The following is a 23,347-nucleotide window of genomic DNA, read 5'->3' on the forward strand; positions in this document are numbered from 1 at the left end:
CTCTTGTTGCCGCAGGGTGACTGATGAACTACACCGCTACGGAACGCCAATAACGGAGCGGAATATGGGCAAGCGTATCGTGATGGTTGGGGCCGGTTTGTCCGGCGCCGTGATTGGCCGGATGCTGGCTGAAGCGGGCCACAAAATTACCGTCATCGACAGCCGCGACCATGTCGGCGGCAACTGCCATACCCAGCGCGATGAAGATACCGGCGTGATGGTTCACGTCTACGGCCCGCATATTTTCCACACCGATGACGAAGAGGTCTGGAACTACGTCAACAGCTTCACGACCTTCATGCCGTACAAAAACCGCGTGAAGTCGACCGTGGACGGACAGGTCTATTCGCTGCCCGTGAACCTGCACACGATCAACCAGTTTTTCGGCCAGGCGCTGCGCCCCGACGAGGCGCGCGATTTCATCAAGAGTAAGGCCGAAGACATCGCGGAGCCGCAGAACTTCGAAGAGCAGGCGCTCGCGTTCGTGGGGAGCGACCTCTACAAAGCGTTCTTCAAGGGCTACACCGAAAAGCAGTGGGGCTGTTCGCCTACGGAGCTGCCCGCGTCGATCCTCAAGCGCCTGCCGCTGCGTTTTAATTACGACGACAACTACTTCTTCCATAAATTCCAAGGGATGCCGGAGGACGGCTATACCCCAATGATCGCCTCGATCCTCGATCATGCTGGTATCACCGTGAAGCTGGGTGAGATGTTCGATCCCGCGACCGCTGGCGATTGGGACCATGTCTTCTGGTCCGGCCCCCTCGATGGTTTCTTCGGTTACGAACTGGGCCGCCTCGGCTACCGCACGCTGGACTTCAAGGAATTCCGCTATGACGGCGATTATCAGGGCTGCGCAGTGATGAACTACGGCAATGCCGACGTGCCCTACACCCGCATCACCGAGCACAAGCACTTTGCCCCGTGGGAAAGCCACGAGGGTTCGGTTCTGTACGAAGAATACAGCCGCGCCTGCGAGCCGCACGACATCCCCTACTACCCGATCCGTATGGTCGACGAAAAAGCGATGCTCTCGGACTATGTGGCCAAGGCGAACGAGACCACTGGCGTGACCTTCGTCGGTCGCCTCGGCACGTACCGTTACCTCGACATGGACGTCACGATCCGCGAGGCGCTCGACACCGGCCGCGCATTCCTTGCCGCCGAAGAAAAGGGCGAAGCGCTCGGCGCGTTTCTGAAGTCCCCCGTCTAATGCGCGTCGGCGCAGTCATCGTCACGTTCAACCGCGCCGCCAAACTGGTGGAGACGTTGACGCATGTCGTCAGCGAACCGTTTGACCGCATCTGGGTGATCGACAACGCCTCGACCGACAAAACCGCAGAGGTGCTGGCTGCGCAGACCGACCCGCGCCTCGTCGTGATCAGCCTGCCCGATAACACGGGCGGTGCTGGCGGTTTCCATGCAGGCATCGAAGCGGCCCTGAAAGACAACGACACCGATTGGCTCGCGCTCTTCGACGACGACTCTTGGCCAGAGGCCGGTTGCGTCGACAAATTCCGCGAGGTCGCCTCGACCCTACCTGCCGACATCGGCGCCGTCTCGACCGCCGTTCATTATCCAAACGGCAAAATCTGCGAGATGAACCGTCAGGGCTATAACCCGTTCTGGCACCTCAATGTTTTCATCGCCGCGCTGACCAAGCGCAGCAACGGGCGCGGCGGGTTCAAGATCCGCAACGCCGAACTGGAGCCCAGCGCCCTCCCCCGCGAAATCGACAACGCGTCCTTCGTGGGCTTCATGCTCCGCACCGAGGCCGCACGCCGTGACGGCCTGCCCGAAGCCGGTTTGTTCATCTATGGCGACGACGTGCTCTACAGCCTGCATCTGAGGCGGAGGGGCTGGAAAATCCTGCTGCACCCCGCGCTGCGGTTTGTGCACGATTGCGGCACGATGGGCGAAGGCTTCGTCTATCGCCCGCTCTGGAAAATCTACTACCACTGCCGCAACGGCGTCGCGATTGCGCGCATGGCGGCGGGTCCGATCGTGTTTCCGATCGCGCTGGCCTACTACGCGCTGCTGTGGTGGCGTCGCGGGCGGTCATGCCCCGAAGGCATCCGCCCGACCTACTATCATCTGATGTGGGAAGGCCTGAAAGATGGCCTGAAAGGAAAGCGGGGCCGACACGACCCCGCTCACCAGTTGGCTGCCGAAAAGGGCCGCTGATTATTCGCCGTAAGGCACCCAGATGTTTTTCACCTGAGTGGCGCGGGAGAGGAACTCTTTCCCCTGCCCTTGCGCGGACGTCCAATCGCGCGCGCCGCCGTCTTCGGTCCACGTCTGCTTGAGGTTGCCGGCACTTTCGCGCTCGACCATCTCTGCGCCTTCCGCAGTGCCAACGTACCACATACCGGCCACGTCATCGTGCTGCGCCAGCGTCTTGGCCAGATCGTCGCGCGGTCCGGTAATGATGTTCACCACACCAGCCGGAACGTCCGAGGTTTCGAGCACTTGATAGAAGTCGGTCGCGGCCAGCGGGTGGTCTTGCGACGGCACGACGATCACGGCGTTCCCCATCGCAATCGCGGGCATGACCAGCGACACCATCGCAGCCAGCGGGCTGCCGTTCGGACAGGCAACGCCCATCACGCCGAGCGGTTCGTGCATGGCGATGCTGACGTTGTTCGTCTTGGTCTGGTGGACCATGCCGTCGAACTTGTCAGCCTGCGCAGCGTACCAGAAACACCGACGGATCGCGGTTTCGACCTCTGCCTTGGCAGCGCCGTTGTTCATGCCGAAGCTGACCAGACGATCGGTGAATTCCTTGGCGCGGGCCGACAGGTTTTCCGCGATATAATAGAGCACCTGCGCACGGTTATGACCGGTCGCCTTGCCCCATCCGGCGGCCTTGTGCGCAGCCTCGACGGCATTGCGGACATCCTTGCGGCTACCGAGGCCAGCGTGACCGACGGTCTTTTTGCCGCCGTTCACAGCGTAGACATAGCCGCTGTCAGGACGGGCCTGCTTGCCGCCGATGTAGAGCTTGGCCGTACGGTCGATCATGCCGATTTCGGCACCGTCGACAGGAACGGCATTGGGCGCAGCCGGAGCAGCCTCGGGCTTTTTCACCTTCAGTTTCGGCTGTTTGAGGTAAGCAGCCATACCTTCGCGGCCACCCTCGCGACCAAAGCCGCTTTCACGGTAGCCACCGAAGCCTGCGCCCGCATCAAAGACGTTCGTGCAGTTGATCCAGACAACGCCCGCCTTCACCTTTGCCGCGATATCAAGGCAGAGGTTCACGTTCTCGGACCAAATAGACGCGGCAAGGCCGTAGCGGCTGTTGTTCGCGAGCGCGATGGCATCCTTCGGGGTGCGGAAAGTGGTCAGGGTGACGACGGGGCCAAAGATTTCTTCGTTCCACAGAACCGAGGCAGGCGAGACGCCAGTGGCCAGCGTCGGCGGGTAGAAACAGCCTTCCGGCGCTGTGCCTTGGCAAAGGTCGAGACCTTCGCTCGCGCCCTTGTTCACCAGCTCCGCGATGCGGTCGCGCTGGACGGGGTGCACGATGGCGCCGATGTCGGTGTTCTTGTCGAGCGGATCGCCGACGCGAATGGTTTCCATCCGTTTGCGCAGCATCTTTTCGAACTTCGCCGCAACGGCCTCGGCAACGAGGATACGCGAACCGGCGCAGCAAACCTGACCCTGATTGAACCAGATCGCATCGACGACGCCTTCGACAGCCGCATCGAGGTCGGCATCTGCAAAGACGATGAACGGCGACTTGCCACCAAGCTCCAGCGTCAGCGACTTGCCCGAACCGGCAGTCTGCTGGCGGATGATGCGGCCAACGTCGGTCGAGCCGGTGAAGGCGACCTTGTCGATATTCTCGTGGCCGACAACCGCAGCGCCGGTTTCGCCGTCGCCAGTGACGATGTTCAAAACGCCTTTGGGCAGGCCGCACTCTGCCGCGATCTGGGCAAAGGCGAGCGCGGTCAGCGGAGTGTACTCGGCAGGCTTCAGAACCACGGTGTTACCAGCGGCAAGCGCAGGCGCGACTTTCCACGCCAGCATCAGCAGCGGGAAGTTCCACGGGATCACCTGACCGCAAACGCCGACGGCCTCGGCACCGGGGAACTCGTCCTCAGCCAGCTCGGCCCAGCCTGCGTGATGGTAGAAGTGGCGCGCGACGAGCGGGATGTCACCGTCGCGGCTTTCGCGGATCGGCTTGCCGTTGTCGATGGACTCCAGCACGGCAAGGAAGCGCGAGTGCTGCTGAACGTGGCGGGCCAGCGCGTAAAGGTACTTGGCGCGCTCATGGCCCGACAGACCGGCCCATTTCGGCTGGGCCGCACGGGCGGCTTTCACCGCGTCATCGACATCGCTGGCGGAGCCTTGGGACACGCGAGCGATGACATCGCCCGTCGCAGGGTTCTGCACGTCGAAAGTCTCTCCGACCTTGGTGAACGCGCCGTTGATGAAGTGACCGAAGCCGCTTTCGTGCTTGCTCAGCCACTCACGGACGATTTTGCTGTCTTCGGGTGCAGTGCCGTAGTCCATGGTGTTCAGGATCTCTTGGATAGTGGTCATTGGAGGCTCCGATCAGGACATTGCGTGGCGGGAGGACGATGCGTAGCGTCCGGTGACATGGTGTTCGAGCTGGCGTTCGATATCGCCGAGCATCGACGACGCGCCAAAGCGGAAGAGGTGCGGCTCCAGCCATTCGCGGCCCATTTCCTCTTTCATGAGGACCTGCCACGCGATGGCTTCTTTCGCAGCCTTGATGCCGCCGGCGGGCTTGAAGCCGATCTGGTAGCCGGTCGCATCGCCGTAATCGCGGAGCGCACGCACCATCGTCAGGCTGACGGGCAGCGTGGCATTGACGCCTTCTTTGCCGGTCGAGGTCTTGATGAAATCGGCACCCGCTTGCATCGCCACCATCGAAGCGGCGTAGACGTTGCGGAGCGTTTCCAACTCGCCCGTGGCAAGGATCGCCTTCAGGTGCGCCTCACCACAGGCTTCACGCATCGCGGCGATTTCGTCGTATAGCTGGTTCCATTCCTGCTTGAGCGCCATTTCGCGGTTGATAACGATGTCGATTTCGCCCGCACCTTCGCCAACAGCGTACTTGATCTCTTCCAGACGCAGGTTCAGCGGGATGAGGCCAGCGGGGAAGCCCGTTGCAACCGAAGCCACCGGAATGCTCGTGCCTTTCAGCGCTTTCACCGCATGGGGAACCATGGTCGGATAGACGCAAACAGCGCCGACCGTTAGGTCCATATCCGAAAGGCCGAGGCCGTCCATGATATAGGGTGCGATCGGCTGGCGGGCCTTTGCGCAAAGGCGCTGGACCTTGCCTTCGGTATCGTCGCCCGACAGCGTGGTGAGGTCGATCATCCGCACGGCGTTCACGAGCCAAGCCGCCTGATAGACCTTCTTCACCGAACGGCGAGCGCTCAGCGTCGAGGCACGACGCTCTGCGGCACTGCGGTTCACCGCGTGGCCTTCGAACATCGACAGATCGAGCGGCATACCCGGATTGCGGACATGCTCTGCCGCATGGGTCGCGACCATATCGGTCGAAACCACGTGTTCCAGAGCGGTTCTCTGCGTATCAACGGTCATGGAAGTGCTCCATTACATAGGTTGCAGTTTCCTCGTCCGTAACGAGGACATTGACGATACCGGCACGCAATGCGCCCAGTACCACGTTCTGTTTTTCCGCGCCGCTCGACACGCCGATGGCGCGGTCGCGGCTACGAAGGTCGTCGAAGGTCAGGCCGATTGTCCGAGCATCCAGCCCGCCATCCACAATCTGCCCGTTTGTATTGATGAAACGCCCGAGGACATCGCCCACAGCGCCTTCGCTGCAAAGGCGGTCGTGCTCGCCGGGAAGGATATGGCCCGAAGCCAGCAGCGCCGAGGTCTCGACAGCGCCGAACGAGAAGCAAACAGTCTGCGCTATGCGGGAGAGCGACAGCACGTCCGCCACGATCCGGTCCTGTTCAAGCACATCGCGGGTCACGGCAGAGCCGACGATCGCGGGAACGGGCAGCGGGACGAACTGGCCGTCGCCTTTGCGGGCGAAGGTCTCGGCCACGTTGAGGTGCCAGTCCTGCGGCTTGGGCGCGACGGTGCCGTTGATCTGCACGACCTGTACACCCTTGGCCCAGCCTTGCGGCAGCCAACGCGCGACCTGAGACATCGTGCGGCCCCACGACACGCCGACCACGCCCGACAGGTTGCAGGACGCGAGGTACTGACCCGCAGCTTTCGCGACACCTTCGTTCGACACGACAACGGCATCGCGCAGACGGCAAACTTCGCGCAGGGCGGCCTCAAGGTCGGGACGGCGGCGGGAGGGCGGGTTGATCTCGATACGGACCACGCCTTGCTCTTTGGCGTCAGCCAGCAGCTTGCGAACCTGCCAGCGGTTCAGGCCGGTGTGCGAGGCGATCTCGGTCTGGCTGCGATCTTCGATGAACGCCATGCGCGCGGCGGTCACCATCAGGTGCATTCGCAATTCGTCATCAGCAGGGAGGCGTGCCCCCCGCTCTGTATCGGTTTTTGCTGACTGGTTCTGACGCGGCATCTAAATTCACATCTGTGACGTTAAATCACAATTGGCGAAATCTAGGTGAGACTGTCAAGGGCGACGCGGCGTCTAGGTCATTTCTTGCCAGCTGGTAAGAAATGGAAACCTCGTTTATCGCGCCAATTCTAGCGTTTGCAGGACACAAAAAACCGCGCACTCCCAGCGGAATGCGCGGCATCGAAAGTCTGCCGATATCGAAAGAAGCCTAGGCCGCCGTTCCCCAATAGCGGACGCGGCCCGAGTCGATGTGGACGAACGTGGAGTAGCCCCCGACCCCACCGAACCCCAGCTCTTTGGCCATGGCAATCGTGGGGCCGATGCCGACGCCGGGAAGGCTGAAATCCACGGCCTTCGCTTCGATATGGAGCGAGTTTCGCGCCGCCTGCGCACCGCCAGCCCGCAGCGCATCGTTCGTCGCGCGGCTCCGATAGCCGGAGAGGAACCGGATCTGATCGTTGAACCCGTTGCGCCGCGCCGCCTGTTGGATTTGCAAAAGGCCCAGCACAGTGTCTTCTGAAATCGGCTTCACCTCGTTGCGGCGCCAGTCGCGCATAAAGTGGTTCACCTGCCGCAGGGCATTCTGATCAACGCCACTCGCGCTCATTGGACGGACGGCGATGCTTTCTTCGGTGTGCACGTTATACATTGTCAGCTGGGGCGTCCCGACGGCGAAGTCGAAACTGGGCCGCTCACGGGGGATCTCGATGCCAAAGTGGTCGGGCTCCGGCTCCGCATCATAGCGCTCATACATGCTCGCGCCGCTCCCGAGGTCGATCAGTGCGCCATTGCCGCGCGCGAGCAGACCAGCAGCGCCAGCATTCGCGCCCCATCCGCCGCAAGTCGCGGCCATCAAACCCGTGATGAATTTGCGTCGATGCACCCATCGCCCTCCTTTTGCAAAGGCGTGATTGCAAGTGTTGGGCCAAATGTAATGGACGGTCTGTTCTTTCCGTTTGTTGCGCGATATGACTGCGGCTGCGCAACAGATGGATAGCCAGATGCCTTATTATCGTTCCCGCCAATCTACACACGGTCGCAACATGGCCGGTGCTCGCGGCCTTTGGCGCGCGACCGGCATGACCGACGGTGACTTCGGCAAGCCGATTATCGCGGTCGTCAACTCGTTTACCCAGTTCGTGCCCGGTCACGTGCACCTGAAAGACCTTGGTCAGATGGTTGCCCGCGAGATCGAAAAGGCCGGCGGTGTCGCAAAAGAATTCAACACCATCGCTGTCGACGACGGCATCGCGATGGGTCACGACGGTATGCTCTATTCACTCCCGAGCCGCGAGATCATCGCTGACTCGGTCGAGTATATGGTGAATGCCCACTGCGCCGACGCGATGGTCTGCATTTCGAACTGTGACAAGATCACGCCGGGTATGATGATGGCCGCAATGCGCCTCAACATTCCGGTCATCTTCGTTTCGGGCGGCCCGATGGAAGCTGGCAAGGTGACGATCGACGACCTCGAGCACTCGCTCGACCTCGTGGACGCCATGGTTGCCGCAGCCGACGATAAATACACCGACGAAGAAGTCGACGCGATTGAAAAGGCCGCCTGCCCGACCTGTGGTTCGTGCTCGGGCATGTTCACCGCGAACTCGATGAACTGTCTGGCCGAAGCGCTCGGCCTGGCGCTGCCGGGTAACGGCTCGATGCTCGCGACCCACGCTGACCGCAAGGAACTGTTCCTCGAAGCGGGCCGCAAGATCGTCGAGATCACCAAGGCCCACTACGAAGGCGAACAGCCGGGTCTGCTGCCGCGCGACATCGCGACCTTCGAGGCATTCGAGAACGCCATGTCGCTCGACATCGCGATGGGCGGCTCGACCAACACCGTTCTGCACCTTCTGGCGATTGCCCACGAAGGCAAGGTCGACTTCACCATGGCCGACATGGACCGCCTGTCGCGCAAGGTGCCGTGCCTGTCCAAGGTCGCGCCTGCCAAGGCCGACGTTCACATGGAAGACGTCCACCGCGCTGGCGGCATCATGGGCATCCTCGGCGAGCTTCACCGTGGCAACCTGCTGCACGGCGACGTCAGCACCATCCACTCGAACAGCATGTCCGAAGCGATTGCGAAGTGGGATATCATGTCGGCTAACGACGCCGACGTGGACGCCTTCTATCGCGCGGCTCCGGGCGGCGTTCGCACCACCGAGGCGTTCTCGACCCAGAACCGCTACAAAGAACTGGACCGCGACCGTCAGGGCGGCGTCATCCGTTCGGTCGAGCACGCATTCTCGAAGGACGGCGGCCTCGCTGTTCTCTACGGCAACATCGCGCTGGACGGCTGTATCGTGAAGACCGCAGGCGTGGATGACTCGATCCTGAAGTTCACCGGTCCGGCCAAGGTCTTCGAAAGCCAGGATGACGCTGTGAACGGCATTCTGACCAACAAAGTCCAAGCAGGCGAAGTCGTCATCATCCGCTACGAAGGTCCGCGCGGTGGTCCGGGTATGCAGGAAATGCTCTACCCGACCTCGTACCTGAAATCGAAAGGCCTTGGTAAATCCTGTGCGCTTCTGACCGACGGTCGCTTCTCGGGCGGAACCTCGGGTCTGTCGATCGGTCACGTCTCGCCGGAAGCCGAAGAAGGCGGCCTGATCGGCCTCGTCGAAACCGGTGACACCATCGAGATCGACATCCCAAACCGCACTATCAACCTCGCCGTCGACGAAGCCACGCTGGCCGCCCGCCGCGAAGCCAAAGGCCCGCTGCCGTGGAAGCCCGCAGCACCGCGCAAGCGCGCCGTTTCCACCGCGCTCAAAGCCTACGCGCTGCTGGCGTCGTCGGCTGCCAAAGGCGGCGTGCGTATCCTGCCGGAATAATCCGGATTACATGCGAATATCGGGCCGCCCTTCGGGGCGGCCTTTTTCGTTTTTACAGGCCAGAAAAACGAAGCCCCCGCATCGGTCTAGGAACCGAGCAGGGGCTTAGTGGTCAAAAGGTGTCCTCCTCCAAAAACACCGATCGACCGGACTATCAGGGGTTGCAGCGGGCTTGTTCAGCCGCACGCCGCGGTGCCTGCGAGTCGTCATGCGAGGGAGCTTCCCCTAGGTCAAAACGAATGTCAAAGACCTGACGCCGAAACTATACGAAAGAATACAACCTATAGGCAATCGGGTTAGAATATCGTGGGATAAACCAGGATTTTCAAAACCTTGAGTGGTGCACGAGTTTACGCTCACCTACCAATCCGATACGCAACGATAAGTCGCGAGAAATTCGGATGGTGACTGCAACCCTGACGAAACGACCGTCAGGGTTGCTAAGTTCTTATACCGCGAGCGGCATCGCTTCGGCGCTGCGCGCATGGAACGGGCACGCAACTTCGTGCTGGGAACCGATGTGCTCTTTGGCCGGAACCTCGCGGGCACAGCTTTCCTGCGCCATCGGGCAACGGGTGCGGAACACGCAGCCCGAGGGCGGCGACAGCGGCGAGGGAAGCTCGCCTTCAATCACCATACGCGGGCGCGTTTTTTCGAGCTTCGGATCCGGCACCGGAACCGCCGAAATCAGCGCACGGGTGTAGGGGTGCGCAGGGTTCGACACCAGTTCGGACGATGGCGCTTCTTCCATCATCTTGCCAAGGTACATCACCGCGATCCGGTCAGAGATGTGCTTCACCACGCTCAGGTCGTGAGCAATGAAGATCATCGACAGGCCGAGGTCGCGCTGAAGCTCTTTCAGCAGGTTCACCACCTGCGCCTGAACCGACACGTCGAGCGCCGAAACGGGTTCGTCGCAGATCAGCAGACGCGGCTTCACGATCAGCGCGCGGGCAATGCCAATGCGCTGACACTGACCACCCGAAAATTCGTGCGGGTAGCGGTTCACGAGGTTCGGCAGCAGACCGACGCGCTCCATCATCGCTTGGACGCGCTTGCGCACTTCCTTGCGGGACAGCGAACTGTCGTGCGTGACGAGCGGTTCGGCGATGATGTCACCGACGGTCATTCGCGGGTTGAGAGCGGCCAACGGGTCCTGGAAGACCATTTGGATTTCGCTGCCGAGCTTGCGGCGTTGACCGCCAGCGAGCCCTGCGAGCTCCTGCCCTTCGAACTTCACCGAACCGCCAGAAATCGGCGCAAGGCCGATGATCGCGCGGGCAGCGGTCGACTTGCCCGAACCGGACTCGCCGACGAGGCCGAGGCACTCGCCCTCCATCACGTCGAAGCTCATGCCGCCAACAGCGTGGAGCTTGCGCGGCGGCGTCCACGGCCAAGCGCCCGGTTTCGGGACGTCGAAGGTGACGCGTAGGTCGCTAACGTTCAGAATAGCTTTGGACATTATGCTACCTCCTGAAGGTCGGCGTGGCAGGCACGGCAATGGCCGATCTCTTTTTGCAGTACGGGACGGTCGGTCCAGCAACGCTCTTTGACGATCGAACAACGCGGGCTGAACGGGCATCCGGCGGGAAGGCGCGACATGTCCGGCGGCTCGCCTGCAATGGTCTGAAGGACTTCTTCTTCACGGTCGAAGCGCGGAACGGCCTTGAGCAGACCCTTGGTGTAGGGGTGGGTCGGGCGTTCGAACAGATCGGAGGTCGTTGCCTGCTCCATGACCTGACCGCCGTACATGACGAGGGTACGGTCACAGAAACCAGCCACAACACCGAGGTCGTGCGTGATGAGGATGACGCCCGTACCAAAGTCGCGGCGGATGTCACCGAAGAGGTCCATGATCTGCGCCTGAACCGTCACGTCGAGAGCCGTGGTCGGCTCGTCGGCGATGAGCAGCTTCGGACGGCAAAGCAGAGCCATCGCGATCATGATGCGCTGACGCATACCGCCCGAAAACTCGTGCGGGTACATCGTCACGCGGGCCTTCGCATCAGGGATGCGAACGGCGTCAAGCATACGCGCGGCCTCGGCCACGGCTTCCTTCTTGGACATGCCCTCGTGCAGGGTGAGCACTTCGGCCATCTGATCCGAAATCCGCATGTAGGGATTGAGCGAGGTCATCGGGTCCTGAAAGATCATCGCGATCTCGCGGCTGCGGATCTTGTTGAGCTCGCTCGGGCGCATGGTCAGAAGGTTCTTGCCCTTGTAGAGCGCCTCGCCTTCCGCAGCACCGTTGCGGGCCAGCAGGCCCATCGCGGCGAATGCGGTCTGGCTTTTGCCCGAACCGGACTCGCCCACGATCGCCAGTGTTTCGCCTTCGTTGACCGAGAACGACACACCGTTGACCGCGTTGACGATACCGTCGCCGGTGCGGAATTTGACCTTGAGGTCATTGACTTGAAGTAGGGTCATGTCAGCGATCCTTCGGGTCGAGAGCGTCACGCAGACCATCGCCGACAAAGAAGAAGGCGTAGAGCGTGATCAGGAAGAAGAAGAGCGGGAACGCGAGCATCCAGTAGGTGCCGTAGTTCAGCTGGCTCGCACCATCCGAAATCAGCGCACCAAGCGATGTCTGGGGCTCCTGCACACCAAGACCGAGGAAGCTGATGAAGCTTTCGGTGATGATGAGTTCGGGGACCAGAAGGGTCGCGTAAACCACGACGATACCGGCAAGGTTCGGAATGATGTGACGCAGGATGATCTTGATCGGACGGACGCCGCTGGCAATCGCTGCTTCGACGAATTCCTTGTTCTTGATGGTTAGGGTCTGGCCACGGGCAATACGCGCCATGTTCAGCCACGACATCAGGCCGATACCGACGAAAAGCATGGTCGGCGAACGTCCGAAGATCACCAGAAGAAGGATGATCACGAACATGAACGGGATCGCCAGCAGGATGTCGACGATACGCATCATGATGTTGTCGACACGGCCACCGAAGTAACCCGAAATCGCACCGTAAAGGGTGCCAACCACAACAGCTACGATACTGCCGACAACGCCAACGAGGATCGAGATGCGCGTGCCCTGAACGACGCGGACATAGAGGTCGCGTCCTTCTTTTTCGAGGCCGAAGTAGTGCTGGTTTTCCATCGACGGAACACCGAGTTCCTTGATGTTGCCGCGAAGCATAAAGTCCACGTAGTCGGGCTCATGCGGGCTGAGGATCTGGCCGAAAATCGCGAAGAGGAAAATCATCACGAGTACGACGAGCGAAATGACAGCAGCCCTGTTTGCGGCAAAGCGGCCGACTGCGTCGCGCCAAAGGCTGCGGCCTTTGACTTCAGCACGCTGGGGGAGGTCCCCCAGCTGCTCGGGCGAGGTGCGGGATGTTAGCATTCCTGCCTCCTCAATAACGGATTTTCGGGTCGATCCATGCGTAAAGCAGGTCGACGACGAGGTTGAAGACAATGGTCAGCACACCCATCAGGATCGTGATGCCCATCATGACCGAGTAGTCGCGGTTGAAGGCTGCGTTCACGAAGAACTGGCCGATACCGCCGGTCGAGAAGTAGCTGTCCACGATAACCGAGCCGGTGATCATCATCACGAAGGCCGGTCCTAGGTACGACAGCACCGGCAGGATCGCGGGCTTGAGTGCGTGACGGAAGATGATGCGCTTCATCGGCAGACCCTTTGCGCGGGCGGTGCGGATGAAACCTGCGTTCAGCACTTCGAGCATCGATGAACGCGTGATGCGGGCGATGGACGCCATGTAGGACGTCGATAGCGCGATCACGGGCATAACGACAAACTGCCATTCACCACCATTCCAGCCGCCACCCGGCAGCCAGCCGAGCCAAAGGGTAAAGACCAGCACCAGAACCGGCGCCATGACGAAGTTCGGCAGCGACTGAGCGCCGATCGAAACGCCAACGGCGAAGTAGTCGAGGATGCTGTTGTGCTTTACCGCAGCAGCGATACCCAGCGAAACGCCAACGATCACGGCAACGACGAACGACCAGAAGCCGTAGGTCAGCGTGACGGGGAAGCCTTGGGTGATGATGTCCGAAACGGTCCGGTCGCGGTATTTGAACGACGGTCCGAAGTCGAAGTGGAACACAATATTTACGAGATAGTCGTAGATCTGCTTCCAGTAGGGCTGATCCAGACCGTAACGGGCCTCGATGTTTTCGAGCACGTTCGGGGGCAGCGGGCGTTCGGCATTGAACGGACCACCCGGCGCGGCAAACATCAGGATGTATGAGAGAACGACCAGTACGAGAATGGTCGGAATAGCCACCGCTAGCCGGCGGATAATGAAGGCGAACATTCGGTCCTCGCGCTTCGCTTAAACTAGGGCGCACCCCCCACAGGTGGGAGGTGCGCGGTTTCGGTTCTACGTTGAGGAATTATTCTTCCGCTACGCGATAAAGCTGACGCGAGTACCAGGTCTGCTGAACGTTATCCAGCGGCCAACCCTTGATCGTGTCGTCGAGCATGAATGCTGCGGCGTAGTGGTAGATCGGGATCACCGGAGCTTCTTCGTCAACGATTTCTTCGATGCGAGTGTAGTTCTCGGTCGGATCTTCCATGGTCTTGGCTTCTGCGAGCAGCGAGTCGACTTCGTCGTTCATGTAAGCCGCATCGTTGTAGCCCGAGGACGATGCCATCAGGTCGAGGAAGGTCGACGCTTCGTTGTAGTCACCACACCAGCCGGCGCGCGAAACTTCGAAGTCACCGTTGCCGCGTGCTTCGAGGAAGGTCTGCCATTCCATGTTGCCGAGCGTGGTTTCGATGCCGAGCGTCTGCTTCCACATCTGGCTGATGGCGATAGCGATGGTCTTGTGGGCTTCCGAAGTGTTGTAGAGGATCTCTACGGTCAGCGGATTGTCCGAACCATAACCAGCTTCTTCGAGCAGCGCCTTGGCCTTCTCGTTACGCTCTTCCTGAGTCATCGAAGCAGCTTCGACTTCCGGAACTTCGAAGCCAGCGGTTGCACCCGGAGTGAAGGTGTAAGCCGGGATCTGGCCAGCGCCGAGAACGTTCTCGGTGATGATGTCACGGTCAACTGCGAGGCTCAGAGCCTGACGGACGCGAACGTCCTGTGCCCATTCCGGAGCGTCGTCACGCAGGTTGAAGTTGTAGTAGTAGCTGCAGAGTTGAGGAACCGAGACGGCCTGCTCGGGGTATTCCTGCGACAGCGACGGGTACTGACCGGTCGGGATGGTCTCGGTCTTGTCGATCTCGCCAGCCTGCCAGCGGGTCAGAGCCTGGTTTTCGTCGTTGACGACCAGACGGACAACTTCGGTCAGGTGTACGTTTTCTGCGTCCCAGTAGGTGTCCGACTTCACGCGAACCATACGCTCCTGCGGAGTGTACTCGGTCAGGACGTAAGCGCCGTTACCAACGAAGGTTTCCGGGTTCATCCACGATGCGCCGACTTCTTCGACAACGTGCTCGGGAACCGGGAAGGTGGTGGTGTGCGTAACCATTTCCGGGAAGTACGGCAGCGGCTGCGACAGGTGCACAACGAGGGTGTGGTCGTCGGTTGCTTCAACACCGAGGGTGTCGGCTTCAGCTTCGCCAGCGATGATGGACGATGCGTTCTCGACCGACATCAGCTCCATGTACCAAGCGTAGGGCGACGCGGTTTCCGGGTTCGCAACGCGCTTCCATGCGTAAACGAAGTCGCTGGCGGTGACCGGCTCGCCGTCCGACCATACAGCGTCGTCACGGAGGTGGAAGGTGTAGGTCAGCTTATCGTCCGAAACGTCGTACGAGGTCGCAACGCCCGGGATCGGGTTACCTTCGGCGTCCTGGTTCATCAGACCTTCGAAGAGGTCGCGAACAACAGCCGAACCTTCGACGTCTTCAACGAGACCCGGGTCGATCGAGGGCGAGTCGTCGATGGTCTGGTAGGTGAAGGTCTGGTTGTCGGAAAGGGTCATGCCGTCGACCATGTGGTCGTCAGCGAATGCCATGCCAGCAGCGAAAACCAGCGCGGTCGCGGCCGAGGCGTTAAGTACGGTTTTAAGTTTCATAAAGAATGTCTCCCTGTTTCTGCGGTATTCCGCATGTTGGGCCCCGCCAATTTTTTAGGCGGAATGGCCGGATACTTTTGACCAAACGGTCCGTTGGCAAGAGCAGAAATGCGATAATGCCGTAGCGTAATGCGACTTTGGTATAGGCATTGTTCAAAAAAGTATCGCCGCGTCTGCCAATGGTTGAATAGTAGCTATTGGTAATCACATTCCAATAGTACGTCACAGAGTTTTCGGGAAATTCCGCCAACCTGACCCACATCAAGTCATGCGGCGCCCGATACGTGCATGTGTCTACAGCAGCCGCGTCGCAAAACGAGGGGTTCGTGGGCAGAGAATGCATTTGATTAACAAGACGTTCGACGAGATCGAGGTTGGCATGACCGCCGAATTCCGCCGGTTGGTCACTCCCGACGATCTCTATATATTTGCCAACGTTTCCGGCAATTATAACCCGATGCACCTGCCGAAGCTGGACGGTGACGGGGATGGAAATCCGGAAAGTGTCGCTCCAGGAATGTACGTGGCGTCGATGATCTCTGCGGTGCTGGGAACATCCCTTCCCGGCCCCGGAACGGTCTATAAAAAGCAGACTTTGGACTTCATCGATCGCGTTCATGCTGGCGAAGAATTGATCTGCCGCGTGACCGTTACGGACAAGAACGCGGACGGGACTGTGGGTTTTTCCACAGAAATCCGGCGCGCAGAGGATGGCGTGACCGTGCTGAAAGGCACCGCGCTAGTCCAGGCTCCGATAAATCGATTCGACCGTGACGATGTGGATGTCCCCCGTCTGGTCGTCGAGCGGCACCGCCATTTCGATGCTCTTGTCGCACGCGCACGCCCCCTGCCTGACCTTCCGACCGCCGTGGTCTGCCCCGAAGAACCCAAATCGCTCGGCGGCGCACTTTTGGCTTACCGTGAGGGCATCATCATCCCGATCCTGATCGGCGACCCCGAGAAGATCGTTCATGCCGCTGCTGAACTGGGCCAGAGCCTCGACGGGATCGAAGTTCTGCCTGCTGAACACCACAATGCCGGTGCGGTCGCCTGTCAGCTGGTCCACGAGGGCCGCGCGAGCGCGGTCATGAAAGGGCATCTTCATACCGACGAATTGCTGCGCCCGATGCTGGACAAGCAATCGGGCCTGCGGATTGGCAAACGCTTCACCCATGTGTTTGTCATGGATGTGCCCGGAATGCCCGAGCCTGTCATGGTCACGGATGCAGCCATCAATATTGCACCCGACCTACAAACGAAGGTCGACATCGTGCAGAACGCCATCGACCTCGCGATTTCTATCGGACAGGAGACACCGCGCGTCGGCGTTCTGTCCGCGGTCGAGACCGTCAACCCCGCGATCCCGTCCTCGATCGACGGCGCGCTTCTGTCGAAGATGGCAGAGCGCGGCCAGATCAAGGGCGGCCTCGTCGACGGTCCTCTCGCGATGGACAACGCCGTCGATATCGGTGCCGCGCGGACCAAGGGGCTGAAAGGCGACGTTGCAGGACATGCCAATATCCTCGTGGTGCCCGACATCGACGCGGGCAACATGTTGGCGAAGCAGCTCGCTTTTATCAGTCACGCCGAGGGTGCCGGGCTTGTATTAGGCGCCCGCGTTCCGGTCATCCTCAACAGCCGCGCGGACAGTTCGATGTCGCGCCTCGCGTCCTGCGCTGTCGCGGCGCTCCACCATGCGCGGATGAACTGCATCAAACCGGATGTGCTGGTATGAGCGCGATCCTGACGCTGAACGCGGGGTCTTCGTCGCTCAAGTTTTCGGTTTACCAGATGGAGGGCGACACGCCCCTCGTCACAGGCAAGGTCGACAGCATCGGCCCGAACGGCGTGCTGTCGCTGAAAACGGCGAACGGAGCGATCACGCCCGCTGATGGCAGTCTAGTCAACCACTCGGATGCCTTGGCGACCGTCCTGAAGTCGCTCAAACTCACGCTGGAAGACCGCGAGATTGCCGTCGTCGGGCACCGCGTTGTCCATGGCGGCCTCAACTACGACAAACCCGCGCTCATCAACGAAACGCTGATCGAAGAGCTGACCGCGCTCGAACCGTTTGCACCGTTGCACCAGCCGCATAACCTCGCTGGCATCCGTGCCGCGCAAGCCGCGTTTCCGCAAGCCGCGCAGGTCGCATGTTTCGACACCGCGTTCCATCGCCACCACCCCTATGTGAACGACACTTTTGCCCTGCCCCGCAGCTACTATGACAAGGGGGTCCGCCGGTACGGATTTCACGGGCTGAGCTATGACTACATCTCGCGCAAGTTGGCAGAGGTCGCCCCGACCCTCGCCGCGGGCCGCGTTGCCATTGCCCACCTCGGGAACGGCGCGTCCATGTGCGCGGTCCACAACGGCAAGTCGGTCGCCTCGACCATGGGTTTCTCGGCGCTCGACGGCCTGCCGATGGGCACACGTTGCGGGCAGCTTGATGCGGGCGTCGTGCTGTACCTGATGCAGCAGGAAGGCATGTCCGCAGACGAGATCGAAACGATGCTCTATACCCGCTCCGGCCTTCTCGGCCTCTCGGGGATTTCCAACGACATGCGGACGTTGGAGCGCAGCGACGCACCCGAGGCCGCGCAGGCTATCGACTACTTTATCTTCCGCGCCCAGCGCGAGGTTGGCGCGATGGCGGCAGCTATGGGAGGGATCGATGCGCTCGTGTTTTCGGGCGGGATCGGAGAGAACTCTGCCACCATCCGCGCCCGCATCTGCGAGCGGATGGCGTGGATGGGGATCGAAATCGACCACTCCCGCAACGATGACAACGCTCAAGTCATCTCGTCCGAGATGGCGCGCACAACGGTCATGGTTATCCCGACGAACGAAGAACTGGTGATCGCCCGCGCGGCCCGCGCCTTCGCTTAGAACGTGCTCTGCACCTTGGTGTGCGTATGCGAATGCGGCTCGCCTTCGTTGTGGACGTGGCGCACCTCTGACTCCGTGACTGGCACCAGACCGATCGACCCGTGCATGACGCCGCGCTCAAGGAACAGCGCGTCCGCATAGCTCGCCACATCAACTACGCGGCCCTTCATCACGGCAACTTCCAGCGTCGTCGAATGATCGAGCGGTACCGAAAGCGCAGCAACGGTCTGATCGTGGCGGTCCAGGCGGCTTTGCGGGACGCGCGCGGCGAGGTTGCGCACGGAGAGATCGACAGCGCAGCTCACCACGCCATAGCAGCGCGCATCACCCGGCGCATCGGGACGCTGCGCAAGGCCGCTCCGGATCAGATCGCGGATCGCTTCGGAACGGTTGGCGGCCCCGCTCTGCGCCATATAGGCGTCGAGTTCTTCTGCCAGTTCGTCGTCAAGCGTGATCGTAGTCCGCTGCATGGGGTGCTCCTCAGTTCCTTATGACAGCGATACCCGATCAAACTTCGCAAAGAAAGTTCTGCAACGGGTTGAACTTGGAGGCGCGTATGATATTTCTGCGATAATTTCATACGAGGCACTTATGCGACTTCAGGCAATCATCATTTCCGCCATTCTGGCGACACCCGCAGCGGCACACTTTCAGGAAATCATTCCGTCCGATGACGTGATGACCAGTGTCGGCGACGTGACGCTGGACCTGAGCTTCACCCACCCGTTCGAAGGCGGCCCGTTGATGCCCATCGAAAAGCCGGTGCAGGTCGGAATGATTCACGGCGATCAGGTTGCCGATCTGACAGGCCAGCTTGAGGAAGTAGCGGGCGGACAATGGTCCGTGACCCAGACCCTGAACGAAGCGGGCACCGCGCTGTTTTACGTCGTGCCGCAGCCTTACTGGGAGCCCGCAGAGGGCAAGTTCATCGTCCACTACGCCAAATCCATCGTCGATGTCGGTCCGACCGGCGAGGGCTGGGACGCTGAGGTCGGCCTGCCGGTCGAGATCATGCCGCTCACCCGCCCGAGCGGCCTTTGGGCAGGCAACAGTTTTATAGGCGTGGTGTTGCAGGACGGCGAACCCGCACCGTTCGCGGAGATCGAGGTCGAGTTCGTGAATGACGGCTCGATTGCCGCTCCGAACGACGCGTTCATCACTCAGGTTCTTAAAGCGGATTCCAACGGCACCTTTACCTACGCGATGCCTTTTGCGGGTTGGTACGGTTTCGCCGCGCTGATCGAAGGGCCGGACACCATGACATCTCCGGACGGAAACGAAGTCCCTGTCGAACTGGGCGGACTTATCTGGATCAAGACAACGGAGGCCGCAGAGTAATGGCACATATCCCCGACGGTGTTCTTTCGGCTCCGGTTCTGATCGGCGGCGCAGTGCTTGCGGCAGGCGGGATCGTCTGGGCGCTGCGGAGCCTCGACGATGCGGCCATCCCCAAAGCGGGCATCATGGCGGCGGTGTTCTTCGCGGGCTCCCTGCTGGCCGTGCCGATCGGACCGAGCACCGTTCACCTCATTTTTGCTGGGCTGATGGGTATCCTGCTCGGGCCGGTGACCTTTGCGGCGGTCCTTGTCGCGCTTCTGCTCCAAGCGTCGATGTTCGGCTTTGGCGGCATCACAACGCTCGGCATCAACTCCTTCAACATCGCGGCCCCTGCTGTGCTGGCCGGTCTGATCGCACGCCCCATCCTTGCGCGCACGGTTTCCACAACGATGCGCACCATCGTCGCAGCTTGCGCAGGTGGCGGCGCCATCGCGGGCACGGCTCTGCTCGTGTCGCTGTCGTTCGCACTGTCGGGTTCCGAATACACTCCCATCGCGTCGGTGATGGCCGTCACCTACATCCCCCTCGGCATCGTCGAGGCGGCGATCACCGCAGCGACCATCGGTTTCCTGTCGCGGGTCCAGCCCAGCGCATTGCCTGCATGAAACGGATCGCCTGCGCCATTGCTGTGACGCTGATGCTCGGGACTGCTGCGCAGGCCCATAAGCTCGGCGTTTTCGCGACGGCAGAGGGCGACACGATTACCGGCTACGGCTTCTTTGTCGGCGGCGGCAATCCGGCTCATGTACCTTGGACGGCGACCTCCAACGGGAATGAAATCGCAGCGGGCGAGACCGATGACGAAGGACGGTTCGCATTCGACCGCACGACTGAAGCCGCCATCGAAATCACGATCGACACCGAAGAAGGTCACATCGCCTTCGCCACCGTCGATGCCGCGACAACTGAACCCGACATTACCGCCCAGATCGAGCGAGCCATCCAGCCGCTTCGTGAAGACATCCTGCGCCTCGAGAACCGTTTGAGGTTCATGGACATCCTGTCTGCCGTGTTCCTGATCATCGGACTAACGGGTATGGCGCTTTGGGCGCGTGGGCGGAATAAATAGTGCGCCCGCTTGTCCACTGACGCACCATCAGGCACCTTACGGCAAACAATAAGCCGAGGCCCCATGTCGCGTCACATCTACATTCTGAACGGTCCGAACCTCAACCTGCTGGGCAAGCGCCAGCCGGATATCTACGGGCATGACACCCTTGAGGACGTGGAGCGCAACTGCCGCGCTGTACTGGCCGAGGGGTTTGATCTGTCGCTGCTTCAGTCGAACTGGGAAGGCCAGATCATCGACTGGATCCACGAGGCGCGCGAAAAGGCTTGCGGCATCGTCATCAATCCCGGTGCGTTCACCCATACCTCCGTGGCGATCCTCGATGCGCTCAACACGTTCGAAGGTCCGGTGATGGAGGTCCATATCTCCAATGTCCACCAGCGCGAGAGCTTCCGTCACCACTCGTATATCTCGCTGCGCGCCAACGGCGTGATCGCGGGTCTGGGCATCGAAGGCTACGAGGCCGCCACCCGCCGCATTTGCAGCATCGTCGGCGCCTGATCCAAAAGACATCGCTACAAACGAAACGAGCCGCACCTTTCGGTGCGGCTCTTCTGTGTCCTGCTAAGAAACACAGAGGGAGATGATTACTCCGACAGAACGAACGGCGCGGTGTAAGCGTCGACGTTGTCCGGGGTGATCAGGAGGCAGTCGAACAGCTGCTTTTCTTCTTCAACCAGCTTCTCGCCGGTGTTGATGAAGTGGTCAGCCTGACGAACAGCTTCTTCTGCGAAGACAGCAACCGGCTGGAGAACGGTGTAAGCCAGTTCGCCTGCTTTGATCGCGTCAACTGCGTCCGGCGAACCGTCGAAGCCGCCGACGATAACGCCGTCCATCTTGCCTGCTTCTTTCAGAGCAGCGATCGCACCGAGAGCCATTTCGTCGTTACCGGCGATGACAGCGGTGATGCCGTCGTTAGCCTGGATGAGCGACTGCATCTTGTTGAAGCCCTGGGTACGGTCCCAGTTTGCAACTTCTTCAGCCAGCTTGTTCAGGTCCGGGTACTGCGAGATCACGGTCTCGTAGCCGTTCGAACGGGTCGCAGCGTTGTTGTCCGACGGGTTGCCGAAGAATTCGACGTAGTCGCCTTCGCCGCCAGTCAGTTCAACCCACTGGATCGCACCCAGAGCAGCACCCTGAGCGTTGTTCGAAACGAGCTGAGCCTGAGCCAGACCGGATTCGTTGATTTCAGCGTTTACGAGGAAGACGGGGATGCCTGCGTCGACAGCTTTGCGAACTGCACCAACCGAACCGTCAGCGTTTGCCGGGTCGAGGATGATGGCAGCAGCGCCGTTGGTGATCGCGGTGTCGACGAGGGTCGACTCGGTGTTGGTGTCACCCTTGTGCGCAGCAACGGTTGCTTCGTAGCCCAGCTCTTCTGCGGTTGCCTTGGCGACTTCGCCTTCGGTGAACCAGTAGGGGTTTGCCGGGTCGTTGACGATGATCGAAATCAGGCCGTCAGCAGAAGCAGCACCCGCCATGAGCGGCATTACAGCGACAGCGGCGAGAAGTGCGCGTTTGGTGATTTTGGTCATTCTGGTGGTCTCCCATTGGGTTTTAGATGCCGATTTCCGGCGTTTGATCCTCGGGCGGGGTCTCCTCTCCCCGCGCCGTGGAATTCGGTTTCGATCAGCGGCGTTTCGCTCCGCCGTACTGGATCGAGTTGAGGAGCACGGCGAGCACGATGACTGCACCGGTAAACACGGTCTGCCAGTAGGAGGACACGCCGATGATGACGAGGCCGTCCGACAGGAAGCCGATGACGAAGGCACCGAGCATGGTGCCGAGAATTCCGCCCCGGCCGCCGGTAAGCGCCGCACCACCGATCACGACCGCGGCAATCGCCGTCAGTTCGTAGGTGGTACCAGCGGTCGGACCGGCCGAGGTCAGCTGCGAGCTCAGAACCAGGCCTGCGATGGAGGCACAGATACCCGAGAGCACGTAGACGGTGATCTTTACGCGAGCTGTCGGCACACCCGAAAGTTCTGCAGCGCGTTCGTTACCACCGGAGGAATAGAGCCAGCGACCGAAGGCGGTGCGGGTCAGGACCAGACCGGTCAGAACCGCGACGATCGCGAGGATGATGACGCCGACGGGCACGTTGGCGATACGGTTGAAGCCCAGCCAGTCGAAGCCGGTGTTACCCAGTTCGGCTTTGCCGCCGAGGTTGTTGTAGGTCAGGCCGTTGGTCATCAGAAGCGCAGCACCGCGAGCCACGTAGAGCGAACCGAGGGTCGCAACGAAGGCAGGCACGTTGAAGCGCGAGATCAGGATGCCGTTGATCAAGCCTACGAAAGCACCGAGCGTGAGGGTCAGGATCACTACGGCCCAGACGGGCGGGTAAAGGATGACGCCCATCGACTCCAGCTCGACGCCCTGCATCAGCCAACCGGCGAAGACGCCCGACAGACCCAGAACCGAACCGACCGAGAGGTCGATACCGCCGTTCAGGATCACCAGCAGCATACCGATTGCCAGCAGGCCGAAGATGGCCACGTGATTCGACATGATGAGGAAGTTGTTGAGCGAGAAATAGTTGTCCGAAAGGAACGAGAAAATCGCAATGATGGCAATCAGGGCAAAGAAAGCACGACCTTCAAGAAGCATCTTGCCGATGCTGACGTTGCTCTTCTTTCCCGGCGCATTTGCAGAGGCAGTGGTATCCGCCAT

General features: G+C 60.8%; 21 protein-coding genes. 9 read left to right on the forward strand and 12 right to left on the reverse strand.

From position 1 onward, the window contains the following. The first annotated feature begins 64 nt into the window (after window positions 1-64). Both glf and HCZ30_RS15190 read left to right on the forward strand, forming a co-directional pair. Window positions 65-1,213 (forward strand): UDP-galactopyranose mutase, encoded by a 1,149-nt coding sequence (gene glf / locus HCZ30_RS15185; protein ID WP_167639158.1) that lies wholly within the window; start codon window positions 65-67, stop codon window positions 1,211-1,213. Beyond that, a complete protein-coding gene (locus HCZ30_RS15190) occupies window positions 1,213-2,184 on the forward strand; it encodes a glycosyltransferase (RefSeq protein ID WP_167639159.1) in 972 nt (323 codons plus the stop codon). Before glf ends, HCZ30_RS15190 begins: the two co-directional genes overlap by 1 nt. Here HCZ30_RS15190 and HCZ30_RS15195 read toward each other — a convergent pair whose 3' ends face one another. The 4 genes from HCZ30_RS15195 to HCZ30_RS15210 all read right to left on the reverse strand — a co-directional run bounded on the left by HCZ30_RS15195 (window position 2,185) and on the right by HCZ30_RS15210 (window position 7,430). Further along, complete coding sequence (locus HCZ30_RS15195; RefSeq protein WP_167639160.1) at window positions 2,185-4,545, reverse strand: aldehyde dehydrogenase family protein; 2,361 nt, start codon at window positions 4,543-4,545, stop codon at window positions 2,185-2,187. It abuts the gene before it with no gap. Window positions 4,546-4,557: 12 nt separating this feature from the next. Then, entirely contained in the window at window positions 4,558-5,529 is a 972-nt protein-coding gene (gene deoC / locus HCZ30_RS15200) for a deoxyribose-phosphate aldolase (protein WP_175581061.1), read from the reverse strand. Window positions 5,530-5,569: 40 nt separating this feature from the next. Continuing rightward, entirely contained in the window at window positions 5,570-6,472 is a 903-nt protein-coding gene (locus HCZ30_RS15205; RefSeq protein ID WP_217703067.1) for a sugar-binding transcriptional regulator, read from the reverse strand. A 283-nt stretch (window positions 6,473-6,755) separates the two neighbouring features. Next, window positions 6,756-7,430 carry a DUF882 domain-containing protein gene (locus tag HCZ30_RS15210; protein ID WP_167639162.1) on the reverse strand — a complete coding sequence of 225 codons (675 nt, stop codon included), beginning with the start codon at window positions 7,428-7,430 and terminating at the stop codon, window positions 6,756-6,758. A 118-nt stretch (window positions 7,431-7,548) separates the two neighbouring features. Between HCZ30_RS15210 and ilvD the strand changes: the two genes are divergently transcribed. Further along, window positions 7,549-9,384, forward strand: a complete 1,836-nt coding sequence (ilvD, locus tag HCZ30_RS15215; RefSeq protein ID WP_167639163.1) for a dihydroxy-acid dehydratase — start codon at window positions 7,549-7,551, stop codon at window positions 9,382-9,384. Window positions 9,385-9,832: 448 nt separating this feature from the next. Here the strand turns inward: ilvD and HCZ30_RS15220 are convergent, their stop codons facing one another. The 5 genes from HCZ30_RS15220 to HCZ30_RS15240 all read right to left on the reverse strand — a co-directional run bounded on the left by HCZ30_RS15220 (window position 9,833) and on the right by HCZ30_RS15240 (window position 15,384). Then, a complete protein-coding gene (locus HCZ30_RS15220) occupies window positions 9,833-10,846 on the reverse strand; it encodes an oligopeptide/dipeptide ABC transporter ATP-binding protein (RefSeq protein WP_167639164.1) in 1,014 nt (337 codons plus the stop codon). Continuing rightward, entirely contained in the window at window positions 10,846-11,811 is a 966-nt protein-coding gene (locus HCZ30_RS15225; protein ID WP_167639165.1) for an oligopeptide/dipeptide ABC transporter ATP-binding protein, read from the reverse strand. The genes HCZ30_RS15220 and HCZ30_RS15225 overlap by 1 nt, the downstream gene beginning before the upstream one ends. A gap of 1 nt (window position 11,812) precedes the next feature. Beyond that, window positions 11,813-12,739 (reverse strand): ABC transporter permease subunit, encoded by a 927-nt coding sequence (locus tag HCZ30_RS15230; RefSeq protein ID WP_167639166.1) that lies wholly within the window; start codon window positions 12,737-12,739, stop codon window positions 11,813-11,815. Between the two features lie 10 nt (window positions 12,740-12,749). After that, the gene (gene oppB / locus HCZ30_RS15235; protein ID WP_167639167.1) at window positions 12,750-13,673 is read right to left on the reverse strand and encodes an oligopeptide ABC transporter permease OppB; all 924 of its coding nucleotides are present in this window, start codon (window positions 13,671-13,673) and stop codon (window positions 12,750-12,752) included. 79 nt (window positions 13,674-13,752) lie between these two features. Beyond that, window positions 13,753-15,384: a peptide ABC transporter substrate-binding protein gene (locus tag HCZ30_RS15240; RefSeq protein ID WP_167639168.1), complete on the reverse strand. Its 1,632-nt coding sequence runs from the start codon at window positions 15,382-15,384 to the stop codon at window positions 13,753-13,755. A gap of 337 nt (window positions 15,385-15,721) precedes the next feature. Between HCZ30_RS15240 and HCZ30_RS15245 the strand changes: the two genes are divergently transcribed. Both HCZ30_RS15245 and HCZ30_RS15250 read left to right on the forward strand, forming a co-directional pair. Then, the gene (locus HCZ30_RS15245; protein WP_167639169.1) at window positions 15,722-17,119 is read left to right on the forward strand and encodes a bifunctional enoyl-CoA hydratase/phosphate acetyltransferase; all 1,398 of its coding nucleotides are present in this window, start codon (window positions 15,722-15,724) and stop codon (window positions 17,117-17,119) included. Then, window positions 17,116-18,270: an acetate/propionate family kinase gene (locus HCZ30_RS15250; protein ID WP_167639170.1), complete on the forward strand. Its 1,155-nt coding sequence runs from the start codon at window positions 17,116-17,118 to the stop codon at window positions 18,268-18,270. The genes HCZ30_RS15245 and HCZ30_RS15250 overlap by 4 nt, the downstream gene beginning before the upstream one ends. Here the strand turns inward: HCZ30_RS15250 and nikR are convergent. Further along, a complete protein-coding gene (gene nikR / locus HCZ30_RS15255; protein ID WP_167639171.1) occupies window positions 18,267-18,740 on the reverse strand; it encodes a nickel-responsive transcriptional regulator NikR in 474 nt (157 codons plus the stop codon). The two genes, HCZ30_RS15250 and nikR, sit on opposite strands and share 4 nt — an antisense overlap. Window positions 18,741-18,861: 121 nt before the next feature. Here nikR and HCZ30_RS15260 point away from each other — a divergent pair, with 121 nt between their 5' ends. From HCZ30_RS15260 to aroQ, 4 genes are all read left to right on the forward strand, one after another. After that, window positions 18,862-19,608: a DUF4198 domain-containing protein gene (locus tag HCZ30_RS15260; RefSeq protein WP_167639172.1), complete on the forward strand. Its 747-nt coding sequence runs from the start codon at window positions 18,862-18,864 to the stop codon at window positions 19,606-19,608. After that, on the forward strand, window positions 19,608-20,213 hold the full coding sequence (gene cbiM / locus HCZ30_RS15265) for a cobalt transporter CbiM (RefSeq protein ID WP_167639173.1): 606 nt from the start codon (window positions 19,608-19,610) through the stop codon (window positions 20,211-20,213). The genes HCZ30_RS15260 and cbiM overlap by 1 nt, the downstream gene beginning before the upstream one ends. Next, on the forward strand, window positions 20,210-20,677 hold the full coding sequence (locus tag HCZ30_RS15270) for a cobalamin biosynthesis protein CbiL (RefSeq protein WP_167639174.1): 468 nt from the start codon (window positions 20,210-20,212) through the stop codon (window positions 20,675-20,677). The genes cbiM and HCZ30_RS15270 overlap by 4 nt, the downstream gene beginning before the upstream one ends. Window positions 20,678-20,740: 63 nt before the next feature. After that, on the forward strand, window positions 20,741-21,178 hold the full coding sequence (gene aroQ / locus HCZ30_RS15275; RefSeq protein WP_167639175.1) for a type II 3-dehydroquinate dehydratase: 438 nt from the start codon (window positions 20,741-20,743) through the stop codon (window positions 21,176-21,178). 86 nt (window positions 21,179-21,264) lie between these two features. On the opposite strand, the gene HCZ30_RS15280 is transcribed toward aroQ, so the two are convergent. After that, window positions 21,265-22,212: a D-ribose ABC transporter substrate-binding protein gene (locus HCZ30_RS15280; protein ID WP_167639176.1), complete on the reverse strand. Its 948-nt coding sequence runs from the start codon at window positions 22,210-22,212 to the stop codon at window positions 21,265-21,267. Between the two features lie 94 nt (window positions 22,213-22,306). Continuing rightward, window positions 22,307-23,347, reverse strand: coding sequence for an ABC transporter permease (locus tag HCZ30_RS15285; RefSeq protein ID WP_167639177.1), 1,041 nt, complete (start codon window positions 23,345-23,347; stop codon window positions 22,307-22,309).

It is taken from the genome of Marivivens donghaensis (genome assembly GCF_011806565.1).
GTDB lineage: Bacteria > Pseudomonadota > Alphaproteobacteria > Rhodobacterales > Rhodobacteraceae > Marivivens > Marivivens donghaensis_A.

What these genes read in the sequence shown, in the direction of transcription:
- glf (WP_167639158.1), top strand. Translation starts at nt 65, where the DNA reads ATGGGCAAGCGTATCGTGATGGTTGGGGCCGGTTTGTCCGGCGCCGTG.
- HCZ30_RS15190 (WP_167639159.1), top strand. Translation starts at nt 1,213, where the DNA reads ATGCGCGTCGGCGCAGTCATCGTCACGTTCAACCGCGCCGCCAAACTG.
- HCZ30_RS15195 (WP_167639160.1), bottom strand. Translation starts at nt 4,545, where the DNA reads ATGACCACTATCCAAGAGATCCTGAACACCATGGACTACGGCACTGCA.
- deoC (WP_175581061.1), bottom strand. Translation starts at nt 5,529, where the DNA reads ATGGTCGCGACCCATGCGGCAGAGCATGTCCGCAATCCGGGTATGCCG.
- HCZ30_RS15205 (WP_217703067.1), bottom strand. Translation starts at nt 6,472, where the DNA reads ATGCACCTGATGGTGACCGCCGCGCGCATGGCGTTCATCGAAGATCGC.
- ilvD (WP_167639163.1), top strand. Translation starts at nt 7,549, where the DNA reads ATGCCTTATTATCGTTCCCGCCAATCTACACACGGTCGCAACATGGCC.
- HCZ30_RS15220 (WP_167639164.1), bottom strand. Translation starts at nt 10,846, where the DNA reads ATGTCCAAAGCTATTCTGAACGTTAGCGACCTACGCGTCACCTTCGAC.
- HCZ30_RS15225 (WP_167639165.1), bottom strand. Translation starts at nt 11,811, where the DNA reads ATGACCCTACTTCAAGTCAATGACCTCAAGGTCAAATTCCGCACCGGC.
- HCZ30_RS15230 (WP_167639166.1), bottom strand. Translation starts at nt 12,739, where the DNA reads ATGCTAACATCCCGCACCTCGCCCGAGCAGCTGGGGGACCTCCCCCAG.
- oppB (WP_167639167.1), bottom strand. Translation starts at nt 13,673, where the DNA reads ATGTTCGCCTTCATTATCCGCCGGCTAGCGGTGGCTATTCCGACCATT.
- HCZ30_RS15240 (WP_167639168.1), bottom strand. Translation starts at nt 15,384, where the DNA reads ATGAAACTTAAAACCGTACTTAACGCCTCGGCCGCGACCGCGCTGGTT.
- HCZ30_RS15245 (WP_167639169.1), top strand. Translation starts at nt 15,722, where the DNA reads ATGCATTTGATTAACAAGACGTTCGACGAGATCGAGGTTGGCATGACC.
- HCZ30_RS15250 (WP_167639170.1), top strand. Translation starts at nt 17,116, where the DNA reads ATGAGCGCGATCCTGACGCTGAACGCGGGGTCTTCGTCGCTCAAGTTT.
- nikR (WP_167639171.1), bottom strand. Translation starts at nt 18,740, where the DNA reads ATGCAGCGGACTACGATCACGCTTGACGACGAACTGGCAGAAGAACTC.
- HCZ30_RS15260 (WP_167639172.1), top strand. Translation starts at nt 18,862, where the DNA reads ATGCGACTTCAGGCAATCATCATTTCCGCCATTCTGGCGACACCCGCA.
- cbiM (WP_167639173.1), top strand. Translation starts at nt 19,608, where the DNA reads ATGGCACATATCCCCGACGGTGTTCTTTCGGCTCCGGTTCTGATCGGC.
- HCZ30_RS15270 (WP_167639174.1), top strand. Translation starts at nt 20,210, where the DNA reads ATGAAACGGATCGCCTGCGCCATTGCTGTGACGCTGATGCTCGGGACT.
- aroQ (WP_167639175.1), top strand. Translation starts at nt 20,741, where the DNA reads ATGTCGCGTCACATCTACATTCTGAACGGTCCGAACCTCAACCTGCTG.
- HCZ30_RS15280 (WP_167639176.1), bottom strand. Translation starts at nt 22,212, where the DNA reads ATGACCAAAATCACCAAACGCGCACTTCTCGCCGCTGTCGCTGTAATG.
- HCZ30_RS15285 (WP_167639177.1), bottom strand. Translation starts at nt 23,347, where the DNA reads ATGGCGGATACCACTGCCTCTGCAAATGCGCCGGGAAAGAAGAGCAAC.